Origin of the sequence: Thalassotalea sp. Y01 (genome assembly GCF_012932945.1) — a bacterium.
In the GTDB taxonomy this organism is placed as follows: Bacteria; Pseudomonadota; Gammaproteobacteria; order Enterobacterales; family Alteromonadaceae; genus Thalassotalea_A.
The window spans coordinates 1-14,920 of the sequence record NZ_JABBXG010000018.1 but is presented as its reverse complement, the minus strand read 5'-3'; the positions used below and the strand labels follow the sequence as shown (position 1 = coordinate 14,920).

Sequence of the window (14,920 nt, the reverse complement as noted above, 5' to 3'; positions counted from 1 at the left end):
TGATTTGGTTACAAACCAAACCTTAAAAAAGAGCGCTTAGGCGCTCTTTTTTGTTTTAAGATATGGGCAACTTCACGGTATTCCGTGATGACCGAACAGGGGCCAAAACCCACTTGCAAATAAGCACCGTCACAAATATACAACCTTGATCCATGAAGCTATTTGCATTAGCACATTCTGTGCGTCATTGCGGCGAAGGCCGCAATCTCCTGACGCGAGCAGTGGCTCTATAAAAATGGCATTAAATGATCTCAGAATATAAATCTCGCCAATTGGGGTTTGAAACCTACATCATCATGTTGTTTATTACCTAAATCTTAATTATCCTGTCACTCAGCGTATGTTAATGCCATAGTATGTGCTTTTCCGGTAAGCTCGCATAGCAAAGGCTATATAACACTTACGTCGTTTAGTTCTGCAATCATCTAAAATTCTTTCTGTGTTAGCGGCATTACAAAAGCGACGTGATGACACCACTTTAAAAGGAAATCTGCAATGCACATTCAACGTGTTGAACGTTTAAATGAAAATCTATTAGTGACTTTCTCTGATGAGCAAACGGGCAAGTTTAGTTTGTTTTGGTTAAGAGATCACAGTACCGATGCAACAAGCCTTAATACCAGTACATTACAGCGTGATGTGGAGACCTTTGCTTTACCAGATTGCCCTGAAGTGGCAAATGTTATTATTGGCGATACTGGTGCGACGCTAGAATTACATTGGCAAGACGATAATGTCAGCAGTGTTTTTGCCGCAGATTTCTTATATCAAATGGCGTTCAACCCGGTTACTCCACCGACGTATGAGGTGTGGGACAGTGATTTACAAGACCAAGTCGCCAATTTTGATTTCAATGACGTAACAGAAAGTAGCGCTGGTTTTTTACCGGTTCTTGACGCTATTGAAAAGCATGGCCTAGTGACATTTTCAGGCATGCCTAATGATATGCAAGCCACAAAAAAACTGTTAGAGCAAGTCGGTTATATTCGTGAAACCGTATTTGGTGGTTTATGGGATTTCTCGAACAATGAAGCGCACAGTGATAGCGCCTATACCAGTGTCGGTATTGGATTACATACCGATGGTACCTACACCATAGATCCGCCGGGTCTGCAATTGTTGCACTGCTTAGCGTTTAATGGCGAAGGTGGTTTTAATCAGTTCGCAGACGGTTTTAAAGTCGCGCAAACCATCAAAGATGAAGACCCTGAAGCGTACCAATTGCTTACCCAAATACAGGTGCCTGCTCATTATTTAGAACCAGGCATACAGCTTAGAGCGGAACATTGCGTCGTAACCGAGAATAGCCAGGGGCAGTTTAAACAAATTTGTTTTAATAACTACGATCGCAGCCCGTTTATGTTGGCGCCTGCACAGCAAAGAGCGTTTTACAAAGCTTACGGTCGTTTTCAGCAATTGATTAATGATCCAGCCTTCCAAGTCAACTTTCAATTGCAACCCGGTCGAGCGGTGTGGTTCGATAATTGGCGTGTCATGCATGCACGAACTGCGTTTAGCGGTTTCCGCCACTTAGCAGGTGGTTATACCAATCGTGAAGACTTTATTAGTAAGATACTAACGTTAAGAGAGCAAACGCCTTGGCAACAATAACCCGTATGGCTCGTATTAAAATGAAAAGCGACCACGACTCATAAGCCTTTTGCCTGTGTAATTTATTATTGAGAACCCTATGCATAGCTATCAACAGTTTTATATCAATGGCCAGTGGCAAACGCCTGCTAATGAAAATCAGAGCATTGCCGTTATCAACCCTGCCAATGGTGAGCAAATAGCGAAAACTGCAAGTGCTGACTTGGCCGATGTTGATAGTGCTATCAGCGCGGCTAAAAAAGCTTTCCCAGAATGGTCAAGAACGTCTTCACAGCAGCGAAAGCAACTAATAGTGTCGATAGCTGATGAAATGCAGAATCGCTTTGAGGATCTCTCTCAGGTGATTTCACGAAGTATGGGCTGTCCTATTCACCAAGCTAGAGAAGTGCAAGTTCAAGCATCCATTGATGCGTTTCGAGAATTTGCCGACATGACCGATTATGTTGATGAAGCAGAGCAATTAGAGCTGGTCACTCATTTTAAAGTACCTATTGGTGTCTGTGTATTAATAAACCCGTGGAATTACCCATTATCGCAGCTAGTTGGAAAATTAGGTCCGGCTATGGCGACTGGTTGCACCGTGGTTGTTAAACCATCTGAACAAACGCCGCTGCAAGATTTTATTATGGCTGAAATATTTGCCAAAGTCGGAGTCCCTGCCGGGGTATTTAATGTCATCAGCGGCTATGGTCACAAGATTGGCCATCATTTATGTGCTCATGCTGACGTAGATATGGTGTCGTTTACCGGCTCAACTGCCGCAGGTGTAAAAGTTGCGCAAGCATCAGCACCTACCATTAAGCGCGTTTGCCAAGAGCTAGGCGGTAAATCTGCAATGATTATCACTGAAGACGCTGATCTAGAAACAGCGGTAACCTTTGGGGTTGGCGATGTGATGTTTAACTCAGGGCAAACCTGTAGTGCGTTGACGCGCATGTTGGTACCTCAAAGTCGCTACGACGAGGCAGTAGCACTTGCCAAAAACGTAGCCGAGCAAAATATTGTCGGCGACCCGTTAAACGAAAAAACCACGATGGGGCCATTAAGTTCTTTAGCGCAAAAACAACGTGTGCTCGATTATATTCATACGGGTATCAAAGAAGGGGCTCGAATCGTAACCGGTGGTACCGAGACAAGTCCGTCGTTACAAAATGGCGCATACCTTATGCCAACCATTTTTGCTGATGTTAGCAATGAGATGACCATAGCTCAACAAGAAATCTTTGGTCCGGTTCTATGTATTATCGCTTATGAAAATGAGCAGCAGGCTATTGAGATGGCCAACGACAGCATATATGGCTTAGCGTCTGCGGTTTTTGCCAAAGATAACCAATCGGCGATCCACATTGCGCGAAAAATTCGAGCCGGACAATGCTATATCCAAGGTGGCTATTTTAATACGCAAGGTGCCTTTGGTGGTTTTAAGCAATCCGGTAACGGCCGTGAATGGGGACGTGAAGGGCTGCGTGAGTACGTTGAATTACAAGCGGTGTTTTCCAGTTAAACCATTGTAACTTGTCAACGATTAAAACACTGCCAATAGGGCTTTAATCGTTGATATTTCTTTAGAACAAATCATTGTCAATTCAATGATAATCGAGCCAGCTAGATATTTTCTTTGTTTTTTTTATGTGATAGTTTTTACCTACGATTAACATTCAGGGAAGAAAATGAACAAATTTCTCTCAGCGTTACTATTTGTATTCTCATACGGCGTAGTAGCTCAAGACCTTTTATCTATTGAAGCCTTTGGCAGTTTACCTAAAACCAGCATGATGCGCGTATCACCTAGTGGTGATCGTATCGCCTATCGCGTTGCCGATGCGAGCGTCGATAAAGATTTCTATATGGTCTATGACCTTAAGCAAAAAAAATCTGTGGCGGCAATAGATCTTAGCGCCATTCGCCCATCGACGGCCTACTTTGTTGATGAGGATCACCTTATTTTGGTTGCCGAAGAAAACGCTAAGTTATGGGGCTATCGTGGTCGCCATGATGTCAGTGCAGCGTTTTCCTACAACATCAGTGACAACTACCTAAAACAGTTATTACAACGTGGTAATGGCATTTACGAAGGGCAAACCGCCATTGGTCGTGTTGTCGGTGTGTCTACAGATGCGAAATCGGTTTATATGCCTGCTTGGGAAAACGCCGGAAATTTTAATTTATTTGCCAGTAAATTAGACAGTAAGAAAAAGCCTAAGCGCGTTGCGAAAGGCAGAACCGATAGCATTGATTTCTTTGTGCATAACGACCAAGTAGTCGCTCGTGAACGTTTTAATGATAGAGACAACACCCATAGGATTGAAGTTTATGAAGATGGAGATTGGCGAGCAATATTTCGTCAGGAGGAAGTGGAATTACGCACTAAATCCTTCGTAGGTTTGACAGCAGATATCAAGCATCTAGTGATGTTGCAGCATAATGCGAATGGTCGTGTTGCTTACTACACTATGGCGCTTGCCGATGGCAAAATAGCCGGTCCGTTATTTGAACAACAAGATAAAGATGTCGAGTACGTGTTATCCGATATCAATCGCATCGTTTACGGTGTGCGCTATTCCGGTTTTACCCCAAGTTACGACTTCTTTGATGCGACAATTAAAAAGACCATTGACGACGTCGTCGCTATGATGCCGGATAACTCGGTGACTTTAATTGATCATACCCCTGATTGGAAAAAGATGATTTTTCTCGTCGAAGGCAATGGCAGCGCCGGTGATTACTACATGTATGGCAGCGACGGCTTTAGCTTTTTAGCCAGCCAGCGCCCGGACATTCCAGGTGAAAAAGTCAGTCAAATATTTCAAACCAAGATCAAAGCTCGTGACGGTTTAAAAATTCCAACGCTGTTAACTTTGCCAAATAGCGAATTGAAAAACTTGCCAGCAATCATGTTACCTCATGGTGGTCCAGAGTCCTATGACACCATTCATTTTGATTGGTTAGCACAATTTTTTGCCAGTCGTGGTTACTTGGTTATTCAACCACAGTTTCGTGGTTCCGACGGCTTTGGCTCCGAGTTTAAACACAAAGGTCGCGGCGAATGGGGTCGTAAAATGCAGGATGATTTGACCGATACCATACGTACATTGGTTAAATCTGGCTATGTGAACAAAGACCGTATATGTATTGTCGGTGCAAGTTATGGTGGCTATGCCGCGTTGGCTGGCGCCGCGTTTACCCCAGATGTATATAAATGTGCAGTATCGATTAATGGTGTGGCCGACATCAAGCGTATGATGCGAGATGAGAAACGCGATTATGGTTCTGATCATTGGGTTGTTGCTTATTGGCAGAAAGTGATTAGCGAGGGCAATGTTGCAGATGATCACTTAGAGCAAATTTCGCCAATTAATCATGTGAGTAACATTAAAATCCCAGTTATGCTTATCCATGGAGAACATGATGAAGTGGTGCCTGCTCATCAATCAGAAAACATGGCGGAAGAACTTGAAGACAATAGTCGCTCAGTACAATACCTTGAGTTGGAAAAGGGTGACCATTTCTTAAGTAATGGTAGTAACCGTATGAAAGCCTTGAAGGCTATTGATAAATTTATCAGCGAAAACATCTAGTTTATTGGCTGTGTTATTATAAAAATGCCCGAGTGACTCAACTCGGGTATTTTTGTTTTAAAGCATTCGCTTATTGGGAGTAAAAATCACCGCCTAATCGTGGCACCAATTCGCCCCTATTAACCATTATATTTACCGCACTTTGAACCTGAGCTACATTGTGTTCAAATTTTTCATCTGCTAACCAGTCATTGGAAATGTGTTCAACTGAGCCCATGGCATTTGGATGCACTGCCAAATAATCGAGAATCCCTGCCTGAACTTCGTTATGTAAATCGTGAAGCTTCATGTCTAAGCCCTACAAGCAAAAATGGGTAAAGTAATTTTAGTTAATAGATGTCTTATGATCGAATAAAAAGCACAATAAAAACGTCGCAAATACAGCTATATTTAAATAAGTCAAAGATGTCATATAGATACATCAGCAAAGCACAGAGAGTGAATTGAACAATGACACAGCACAGCGCGAACATAACGGTATTTTACGACGCAGCCTGCCCAAGTTGTGTTAACGACAGGCGCTTGTATCAGCGCTTAGCGGGAGCCGGTGGTCGGTCGGTGCATTGGTTTGACATCACAGGCCAAGACGAGGCATTACAAAAACTTGGTATCGACCCATTAACCGCCTTGACTGAATTACATGTACAAAACGAACAAGGTGTTATTATCGCTGAACTCGATGCCTATATATTGTTGATGAGTCGAGTTGTTTGGTTACGGCCATTGGCATTGTTTATTGGCCTACCACTGATCAAGCCAATGTTGTCGCGACTATATCATCAAAGAGTCATGAAACGCTTAAAACATAGCGGCCGTATTTGACGGTTAGCAAACTATGCTAATGAATTTATAGTTCATTTAATCTATCCTTATGAAAATAATAATATTTTGAGAGCCATATGAGTCTTTTAACTATTTTTCGCCAGCCTTTGTCATGGCTGCTGTTTAGCGCGCTAGCTGCATTTAATAGCTATGCAGAAACGGTTAAAGTTGATGTGATTTATGCCAAATCAAATGATAACCAAAGTCAGTTAACTCTTAGTGGCACAGTCGAAGCCAAACAAAACGCCAATTTAGCCAGTTTGCAATCTGGTTTAATTGCTACCCTATTTGTTGAGGTTGGTGACAAGGTTGACAAAGGGCAAAGATTATTAACACTGGATGCAAAGCTCGCCGCGCTAAATTTAGCGCAAGCGCAAGCGGATATTGATGCTGCGAATGTTGAAATGCAAGAAGCACAGCGCCTCTACAATGAAGTAGTGACCCTCTCAAAACAGCAACTTGTTGCCGAAACTCAGTTACAAGAAAGAAAAGCGGCGGTAGCGACAACCAAAGCCAAGGTAACCCGCTTGCAAGCCGAGCGAGATTTACAACAAGAAATCCTTAATCGCCATACTTTGTATGCACCTTTTGCAGGCGTAATCGCTAAACGACATGTCGATGTCGGCGAGTGGGTAACCCAACAAAGTCCAATATTTACCCTGATAGAACAAAATAATTTGCGCGTTAATTTGGCCATCCCGCAAGAGTACTATGGTCAATTAGCTGACAATCATCGAGTCGCAGTGACCATCATCCCAGACTTTGAAGGTGCGCCAGCAATTGATGCCACGTTAGACCGCTTAGTCGCGGTGTCGAATAATACCAGTCGAACGTTAACGGCATATGTTAATTTGTCGAATGACACGCCTTTATTGGCGGGTATGTCAGCAACGGTGAAAGTGCATTTGCCATCGCAACTTGAACCCATTGTTTGGCTTCCTAAAAGTGCGGTTAAACAACACCCTGATGGCGGCTTTAGTATATTCTCGGTTGTAGAACAAAAAGCGAAGCGCTATTTGGTTAAAGTGGTCAAACAGCAAGATAATCAAGTCGCGGTAACCGGTGCACCCAGCGGTCAAGCATTTATCGTCTCTGGCATTGAGTTATTAAAAGATGGTGATGTATTGCAGGTCAATAAAGTACAGGATACGCCGCTATGATTGAAGCCACGGTAAAACGCGGTATTCTCGTTGCCGTTATTGTCTCAATCAGTTGTATTTTAGGTCTAGTTTCTGCGCTGAATATTCCGGTGCAGATGATCCCTGATTTAGAAGTCAGAACCATTACCGTGCAAACCGGCTGGCCAGGGGCGACACCGCAAGATATTGAAAAAGAAATTCTTATTGAACAAGAGCGTTACTTGCGCAGTCTGGAAAACCTCAAGCGCATGGTGTCTTATGCCGAAATGGGCACCGCAGAAATACAATTGGAGTTTCCGTTTGGCGTTAATGTCAATGATGCCCTGATTCGCGTTAATAATGCCTTAAGCCAAGTACCGTCATATCCCGAAAATGTGGACCAGCCAAGGATCTTTTCCAGTTCATTTTCTGGGAATGCCTTTATGTTTTTCGTCCTTAAGCCTTTACCGGGTAACCCACTCAATTTAGATGTCGATTTGCTGAGAGATTTTGCTGATGACTATGTGCGTCCTCGAATGGAGAGTATCGATGGTGTCTCTGAGGTTGCTATACGCGGTGGCGCTCAACGTCAAATTCAAATTAAGATTGACGCTACGAGATTAGCGCAACGTGGCATCAGTTTAACGGAACTGCGCAATGCAATTCGTAATCGCAATAAAGACGCATCGGCTGGCGATATTGAAAGTGGCAAAAGTCGTTATTTACTTCGCGTTATTGGCCGTTTTGAGCATCTTGATGAGCTTGAAAACTTAATCATAAAACGCAGTGACAATGCCAATATTTTGCTAAAAGATGTGGCGTCGGTAACTTTAGATCATTTTGAAACCCGCAGTTTATCGTTTAGCGATGGCGAGCGGACATTAAGCATGTCGGTACGCAAAGAAAGCGGCTCAAATGTCATTGCTATTAAAGAGGCGATGTTACAGGTGATCGACGAGCTAAATCGTGATTTACTGGCGCAAAATGGCTTGCTATTAAAGCTGACTAGCGATGACGTCAAATACGTTAAAAGCTCGTTGCAAAATGTGTGGGTGAACCTATCCCTTGGTGCCTTGCTCGCGACATTAGTGATGTTCTATTTTTTACGATCTGGCAAAGCGACTTTGGTAGGGGTGATTGGTATTCCAATTTGTACCATCGCCGCGTTTTTAGCACTGATGATGTTTGGCCGCACTATCAATGTTATCTCGCTAGCTGGTATCGCTTTTGCTATTGGCATGACGGTGGACAATACCATCGTTGTACTCGAGTCGATTGTACAGGCTAAGAAAAAAGGCGTGAGTAAAAGTGCCGCAGCGATTCAAGGGGTCAAAGATGTATGGCCAGCGGTACTGGCCTCAACCACCACGACGGTGTTGGTATTTGCGCCTATTTTGTTCGTTGAGCAAGAAGCGGGTCAGCTCTATTCAGATATCGCTATTGCAATCTCTGGCGCCATTATTGCGTCGATGTTGGTGGCGATATTTGTGGTGCCAGTTACCTTGGCAAAATTAAGCAAACGAGAAGACCTAAAACAAGGTCGACAATTTACCCTGTCGAAAAATTGGTTAAAATTTTCCGGTTTGTTTATTCAAAATCGCAATAGGGCACGGGTATCGGTTGCGGTATTCATTGTCGCCATTATGGGTAGCGCGTATGTGCTAATGCCTGCGGCTGAATATTTGCCAGAAGGGGAAGAGCCTAAAGCGTTTTCTATGATGATCGCGCCACCTAATTACAATTTGTCGGAAATGCAGCGGATTGGTGATGAGTTACGTGTCTTTTTTGATGGCTATGTTAATGCCGACGAAACTGACTTTCTTGAAGGCCGCAGCAATATGCCACCATTGGCGTATTATTCGATGTCGGTATCTATTGGTAATATTTGGTTTTTGAGTGCGCCAGTCGATCCAGCTTATATTGGCGAGATGATGGACGCGATTACCACTAAATTTCGAAGTTATGACAAAATGCGTGCGTTTTCTGCACGTGGCTCGATTATCTCTAGTAATGACGGTGGTACACGTGCGGTTGCGATTGATATTGCTGGTAGCGATATAGTCGAATTATATACAGCCGCGGATGCAGTATATAAACAAGCTAATGCATTCTTTGATAACCCACAGATAAATTCACAACCGGGCTCACTCACGTTAGACCAGCCTTTGATTGAGATTAAACCTCGATGGCATCGATTGGCCGAGCTGGGTATCGATAATAGTGACTTTGGTTATGCGGTCGCGGCAATGAGTGATGGCGCTTATGTGGATGAGTTTATTCTCAACGATGATAAAGTCGATATCTTCATGTTTAGTGGTGCTGGTAACCGTCAGAATTTAGACAAGCTGGCCAATACACCGATTGTCACGCCGCAAGGCCAAGTATTGCCATTGAATGCGCTTGCTGATTTACGTGAAAGCCAAAACAGTAACTCAGTGCGTCGTGTTGATGGCAAACGTACCGTTACGGTATATATCATTCCTCCTCGTGATGTTGCACTCGAAACAGCAGAGAGTATTGTACGTGACCAGTTATTACCTGAACTTTGGCGCCAGGGTAGTATTGCTCAAGGTGTGAAAGTTGCTATTAGCGGCGCAGCCGATCAACTCGAAGCAACCAAAGCGTCGTTATCAGGCAATTTCCTTATCGCCTTGGCATTATGTTATTTATTACTGGTGGCTATCTTTAGTCATTGGCGCTATCCATTATTTATTCTCGCAACCGTACCATTGGGTATGGCTGGCGGATTGCTCGGGTTGGTGTCTGTTAATGGTGTAAATGCGATATTGGCGTCAATGGGCATACCTGCATTTCATCAACCGTTCGATATGATCACCATGCTCGGCTTTTTGATTCTGTTGGGAACGGTGGTCAATAACCCGATACTGATTGTTGATCAAACGCGACGATTAATTGTCGATCAAGGGGTGCAAGTGCAGGCAGCGGTTAAACAAGCACTTGAGAAACGCCTCAAGCCAATATTAATGTCTACCGCTACGACAATTTTTGGTCTCGCGCCATTGGTATTGATTCCAGGCGAAGGTACTGAGCTGTATCGTGGTGTTGGCGTGATTGTAATGAGCGGCATTTTGGTTTCGACACTGTTAAGTATCACATTTTTACCGGCGTTGTTGATTGCCGTGGTGAGCGATAAGCACAGAGATCCAGAGCAAAGCCAAGACGTTATAGCGCAAAGCACTTAGTTAGCTATTAATGTCATAGACGCTCATTGTAAAGTCATCTAACATGGGCGGTCATAACACTATGGTTGAAACAATTAATGCAGACCACACTAAATATTGAAGAACTGAGAGCCAATGCTCGTCAAGCTGGCGATTTATTGAAAGCGCTAAGCAACGAAAATCGCTTGTTAATACTTTGCCATTTAGGTGAAAAAGAGATGTCTGTTGGCGAATTGAATCAATGCATCGATTTAAGCCAATCAAGCCTGTCGCAACACTTGGCAAAGCTGCGCCAAGAAGGCTTGGTTAAAACTCGACGCGAGTCGCAAACTATTTATTACTCTATTGCCAATGATGTTGCGATAAAACTGATTCAATTTCTGCAGAAAGAATTTTGCCAATAACCAACCGCATACTATGAAAAAAGGGCCTATTGATGGCCCTTTTTTATTGCCATATAAAAATAATTTGCTAACACCTTGTTTTAGATCAAGAAAGCGTAAATAATATTGTAAATGAGATTGATTCGTATTTAGGTTTGTGTTTAAATACGCGCCATTAAACAAAAACAACATTTTAATTTCAAGCGAGTAACAAATGAAAGCGGCAAAATTCATCAAACCAAGTGTTATCTCCCTAGCTGTTTTAGGTGCTATGTCGAACATAGCAGTTGCTAACGATAAAGTTGAAGATATCGAGTTAGTAACGATTTTCTCAAAAGCTAACCCGGTAAATGACGTACCTGGTTCTGCCCACATGATTAACTCAGAAGAGCTGGAAAAGTTTGAGTACACAGATATCATGCGTACGTTAACGTCGATTCCTGGCGTGTATGTTTTGGAAGAAGACGGTTATGGTTTGCGTCCAAATATTGGTATGCGTGGTACGGGTCAAAACCGTAGTGAAAAAGTTACCATTATGGAAGACAACGTATTGGCAGCCCCTGCACCTTACGCGGCGCCTTCGGCCTACTACTTCCCTACCTCTGGTCGTATGACTCAGGTTGAAGTTCTTAAAGGTACTTCAAGCGCCATGTATGGTCCACGTACCACTGGTGGTGTTGTTAACATGCTATCTCGTCAAATCCCGGAAGAAGCATTTGCTGGCCAAATCAAGGGTAATGTTGGTGAAGACGGCTACGGTAAATTGCACGCTTATGCTGGCGGTAAAGGCGATAACGTAAGCTCAGTAATGGAACTGTTCCGTTATCAAGCTGATGGTTTCAAAGATATCAATCACAGTGACCGTGACACCGGCTTTGTTAAAAATGATGTATTAGCGAAAGTTCGTTTTAATACTGACGACAATGCCAAGTACTACCAAGAACTTGAATTTAAAGTTAAGTATTCAGATGAAGATTCTGATGAAACATACATGGGGCTAACTGAAGCGGATTATAAAAGTGATCCTTACTCACGTTACTCAGCATCACAGTTAGATAACATGAGCACTGAGCACAAGCAGTTGCAGGTGAATCACTACATCGCATTAACCGAGCGTTTCAGTTTTACGACTAACGCTTATTACAACGACTTTCACCGTAACTGGTACAAGACTAGCAAGATTGATGGTATGAGCTTGGGTTCTGGTGGCGTTGAAGCAGCGGCGATGTTCGATAACAATCCATCTGTTGAATCTATCAGTGTCGATGTTAAAGCAAATAATCGTGACTATTTATCACAAGGCGTGCAAACCGTTTTGAATGCTGACTTTAACAATCACCAAGTCAAATTCGGTGCCCGTTATCATGAAGATGAAATGGATCGTTTCCAGTGGGTTGATAAATACGACTTAAACAGCAACTACGAGATGAATCTAGTTGATGCTGGTGTACCAGGTAGCGACTCTAACCGTATCGACAGCGCAGAAGCGGTCGCACTATTTGTTCACGATGAATGGACCATTGGCAACTTCGTAATTAATGCAGGCCTTCGTTACGAAGATATGACCATCAAGCGTAAAGACTGGGGTAAAAACGACAGTGGTCGTGATATGGACCCTAGCCGCAAGAAGAACGACGTAGACGTAGTTTTGCCATCATTAGCGTTAACCTACAAACTGACTGATGAATTAATCTTATTAGGTGGTGTGCAAAAAGGTTTCGCGCCTCCAGCGCCAGGTAATGAAGAAGCAGAAGACGAGGAAAGTGTAAATTACGAATTCGGTGCGCGTTACATCACTGATAACTTGCACGCTGAAGCGATTGCTTTCTACTCAGATTACGAAAACATGCACGGTAACTGTACCGCTAGCCAAGGTTGTGATGAAGATAACATTGGTAACCAGTACAACGCAGGTGAAGTTGAAATTAGCGGTCTGGAAATTAAACTAGGTAACAGTTTTGACTTCGGTAGCTTCGCTATCCCGGTTGATTTAGCCTATACCTTTACTGAAACTGAATTCCAAAACTCGTTCTCATCAGGTCTTGATACTTGGGGTGACGTAACCGAAGGTGATGAATTACCTTACGTTCCGGAAAATCAGCTACAACTTACCGTTGGTGTAGAACTGGATAGCTTCCGTGCTGACGTGCTAGTTCGTTACATGGATGAAATGCGCACCACTGCTGGTCAAGGCGACATTGCCGATGATGAAGTGATTGATAGCCGCACGGTTGTTGATTTAGGTGCTCACTACAATCTAACTGATGCACAAAAAGTGTCGTTAACAGTTGATAACGTGTTGGACGAAGAATACATGAGCAGCCGTGTTCACGGTTCAATCATGGTAGGTAAGCCACGCACGGTAACCGTGGGTTATAGCTACTCATTCTAATCGTTAATTAGAACAAATAAAAAGCGCCTTTGCTGTTAAGCTTAGGCGCTTTTTTATGCCCTCTCGTTTTACTTAAATCCGGCTACTCAAAACCAAACCGCCAGACGTCGTTGTCGACCCGATTAAAGTTAAACTCTGGAAGTGTACCTGGAAAACCTGGTGGTAAAAAGAACACCTCTCTATCACCACCAAAACTAAATATGGCTTGTTCGCCGGTTCGCCAGTTGCGATATTCAACAATATCAAAATCGTATTTTATGATGTCGGTGCCAGCACTAGGGTCAAAGTCTGAATACGCAGCGTTCCAAGCACCGGTTTGTAAGGAATTCCAATCTTTGCCGTCGCTACTTACCCAGACTCTAGGTGGATTAAATGGAATACCAAAACCACCGAAGCAGGCCATTTTGCCGTAGAGAACACCGCATTGATGCCCTGGTCGTGGTGACCATTGCGCCGCATCGGTTACTTTCGTCCATTTTCTACCGTTACGAGATTTCCAGACATCATTGAGGTAAGGCAGGTTGCCTTGCGCATCGGGCAAGAAGCCAAATTCACCACCAAGCAAATAGATATAACCGCCTTTGACCAAAGTCGCACCTCCCGCGCGTTTTGACCAAGGGGCATCGCTGCTTTCTAGACGCCAATGCACGCCATTACCACTACTCCAGACATCATTAAAGTATTCACGTGGCGGAGGACCGTTAGGATCCGGGTTTGGGTTTTGGCAGGATGTTGGATCTATGATGGCGCAGTCGTCGTTAGCGGAACCACCGAATACGTAAATGCGATTATTAAGCACTTCAACCATTAAGCCGGCACGTCCTTGCCAAGGCGCATTAGCTGTCATTTGCTGCCACTTTTTACCATCTTTTGAGCGCCACACGTCATTGAAGAAATCCGATGCTGGGATTATTTGCGGGCAGGCTGGTGATTCAACGGGGATGCCAGGCACGGCGCAGGCAGGTTTAAAATTTTGGCCGCCAATAAGGTACATGTAATTACCCTTAGTCACCACTTTAAAATACGCTCGCGCAGGCCAAGGTGACTGCTCACTATTACTTTGTACCTGTTGCCAACTGCTGCCTTTGTTATAGCTAACCCAGACATCGTTATAAAGGATGCTTTCATTCGGGAATCTCGGTTCAAGAACCGGTGAGCGACCGCCCATCAAGTAGAATTTCCCTCTCAGGTTCACAACTTGTAATCCAGCGCGTTTTGCCCATTCTGTTTCGTATTGAATGGTTTGCCAAGTGGCTTGGTTTAAGTCTCGTTGCCAATTACTGTGTCGTTTGTGCACACCACGCTTTTTATGTTTCGTTGAGCTGGGGCGAGCAGCAGATTTGCCAACCACGTACTTTTGCATCGCGACGTCATCGATATGAGCAAATTGGGTATATTGAAAAATAGATTTGGCGTTAGCGGTGGCGTGACAGCAGCCCAATACCAACAAGAATAGTAAAGTCGAGCGAAGCATCTTAGTGTCCTTTGTTTTTGTTAAGTAAACATACAAAGGCATGACAAGGCATCAGTTTATTATTAAAATGGCTGAAATACAGTCTTGAAATAACCTAATATCGAGTCTTGTTAACCATAGGACAAAACTATCAATGTTTAAAGTTTATGATAGAGAATAGTGGTTTACTGTATTTTTTTATCGTTACGACATTGCAGGTTTTTCTGCCCATACACAAAGTTCTTAAACAATAAGAAAGGCCGCTTACGCGACCTTTTTCAAAAACGTTAGAAGTTATTATTACTTCTTAGCCGCTTTTGTTAATAGCTTCTTTAACTTCAGCGATAACCGTTTCAGCTATTTCAGGGCATATATGTCTAG

At 43.5% G+C, this 14,920-nt stretch carries 10 protein-coding genes; 8 read left to right on the top strand and 2 right to left on the bottom strand.

All coding sequences use genetic code 11. The features are described from left to right. Positions 1 to 495: 495 nt before the first annotated feature. The 3 genes from HII16_RS16580 (at position 496) to HII16_RS16570 (ending at position 5,189) form a co-directional block, all read left to right on the top strand. Positions 496 to 1,611 (top strand): trimethyllysine dioxygenase, encoded by a 1,116-nt coding sequence (locus HII16_RS16580; RefSeq protein WP_169131951.1) that lies wholly within the window; start codon positions 496 to 498, stop codon positions 1,609 to 1,611. 79 nt (positions 1,612 to 1,690) lie between these two features. Then, the gene (locus HII16_RS16575; protein ID WP_169131949.1) at positions 1,691 to 3,115 is read left to right on the top strand and encodes an aldehyde dehydrogenase family protein; all 1,425 of its coding nucleotides are present in this window, start codon (positions 1,691 to 1,693) and stop codon (positions 3,113 to 3,115) included. A 166-nt stretch (positions 3,116 to 3,281) separates the two neighbouring features. Next, positions 3,282 to 5,189, top strand: coding sequence for an alpha/beta fold hydrolase (locus HII16_RS16570; RefSeq protein WP_169131947.1), 1,908 nt, complete (start codon positions 3,282 to 3,284; stop codon positions 5,187 to 5,189). 70 nt (positions 5,190 to 5,259) lie between these two features. Here the strand turns inward: HII16_RS16570 and HII16_RS16565 are convergent, their stop codons facing one another. Continuing rightward, the gene (locus tag HII16_RS16565) at positions 5,260 to 5,478 is read right to left on the bottom strand and encodes a hypothetical protein (RefSeq protein WP_169131945.1); all 219 of its coding nucleotides are present in this window, start codon (positions 5,476 to 5,478) and stop codon (positions 5,260 to 5,262) included. Between the two features lie 161 nt (positions 5,479 to 5,639). Here HII16_RS16565 and HII16_RS16560 point away from each other — a divergent pair, with 161 nt between their 5' ends. The 5 genes from HII16_RS16560 to HII16_RS16540 all read left to right on the top strand — a co-directional run bounded on the left by HII16_RS16560 (position 5,640) and on the right by HII16_RS16540 (position 13,086). Continuing rightward, positions 5,640 to 6,011 carry a DUF393 domain-containing protein gene (locus HII16_RS16560; protein ID WP_169131943.1) on the top strand — a complete coding sequence of 124 codons (372 nt, stop codon included), beginning with the start codon at positions 5,640 to 5,642 and terminating at the stop codon, positions 6,009 to 6,011. Positions 6,012 to 6,088: 77 nt separating this feature from the next. After that, a complete protein-coding gene (locus HII16_RS16555; RefSeq protein WP_169131941.1) occupies positions 6,089 to 7,171 on the top strand; it encodes an efflux RND transporter periplasmic adaptor subunit in 1,083 nt (360 codons plus the stop codon). After that, complete coding sequence (locus HII16_RS16550) at positions 7,168 to 10,332, top strand: efflux RND transporter permease subunit (protein ID WP_169131939.1); 3,165 nt, start codon at positions 7,168 to 7,170, stop codon at positions 10,330 to 10,332. Before HII16_RS16555 ends, HII16_RS16550 begins: the two co-directional genes overlap by 4 nt. Before the next feature lie 77 nt (positions 10,333 to 10,409). Next, positions 10,410 to 10,715: a metalloregulator ArsR/SmtB family transcription factor gene (locus HII16_RS16545; protein ID WP_135438236.1), complete on the top strand. Its 306-nt coding sequence runs from the start codon at positions 10,410 to 10,412 to the stop codon at positions 10,713 to 10,715. 193 nt (positions 10,716 to 10,908) lie between these two features. Continuing rightward, positions 10,909 to 13,086: a TonB-dependent receptor gene (locus HII16_RS16540; RefSeq protein ID WP_169131937.1), complete on the top strand. Its 2,178-nt coding sequence runs from the start codon at positions 10,909 to 10,911 to the stop codon at positions 13,084 to 13,086. An 82-nt stretch (positions 13,087 to 13,168) separates the two neighbouring features. On the opposite strand, the gene HII16_RS16535 is transcribed toward HII16_RS16540, so the two are convergent. Further along, on the bottom strand, positions 13,169 to 14,560 hold the full coding sequence (locus HII16_RS16535; RefSeq protein WP_169131935.1) for a hypothetical protein: 1,392 nt from the start codon (positions 14,558 to 14,560) through the stop codon (positions 13,169 to 13,171). Between the last annotated feature and the right edge of the window lie 360 nt (positions 14,561 to 14,920).

Excerpts from the sequence above, each read along its gene's own strand:
- HII16_RS16570 (WP_169131947.1), top strand. The coding sequence starts at position 3,282 with ATGAACAAATTTCTCTCAGCGTTACTATTTGTATTCTCATACGGCGTA.
- HII16_RS16550 (WP_169131939.1), top strand. The coding sequence starts at position 7,168 with ATGATTGAAGCCACGGTAAAACGCGGTATTCTCGTTGCCGTTATTGTC.
- HII16_RS16580 (WP_169131951.1), top strand. The coding sequence starts at position 496 with ATGCACATTCAACGTGTTGAACGTTTAAATGAAAATCTATTAGTGACT.
- HII16_RS16545 (WP_135438236.1), top strand. The coding sequence starts at position 10,410 with ATGCAGACCACACTAAATATTGAAGAACTGAGAGCCAATGCTCGTCAA.
- HII16_RS16565 (WP_169131945.1), bottom strand. The coding sequence starts at position 5,478 with ATGAAGCTTCACGATTTACATAACGAAGTTCAGGCAGGGATTCTCGAT.
- HII16_RS16555 (WP_169131941.1), top strand. The coding sequence starts at position 6,089 with ATGAGTCTTTTAACTATTTTTCGCCAGCCTTTGTCATGGCTGCTGTTT.
- HII16_RS16560 (WP_169131943.1), top strand. The coding sequence starts at position 5,640 with ATGACACAGCACAGCGCGAACATAACGGTATTTTACGACGCAGCCTGC.
- HII16_RS16575 (WP_169131949.1), top strand. The coding sequence starts at position 1,691 with ATGCATAGCTATCAACAGTTTTATATCAATGGCCAGTGGCAAACGCCT.
- HII16_RS16535 (WP_169131935.1), bottom strand. The coding sequence starts at position 14,560 with ATGCTTCGCTCGACTTTACTATTCTTGTTGGTATTGGGCTGCTGTCAC.
- HII16_RS16540 (WP_169131937.1), top strand. The coding sequence starts at position 10,909 with ATGAAAGCGGCAAAATTCATCAAACCAAGTGTTATCTCCCTAGCTGTT.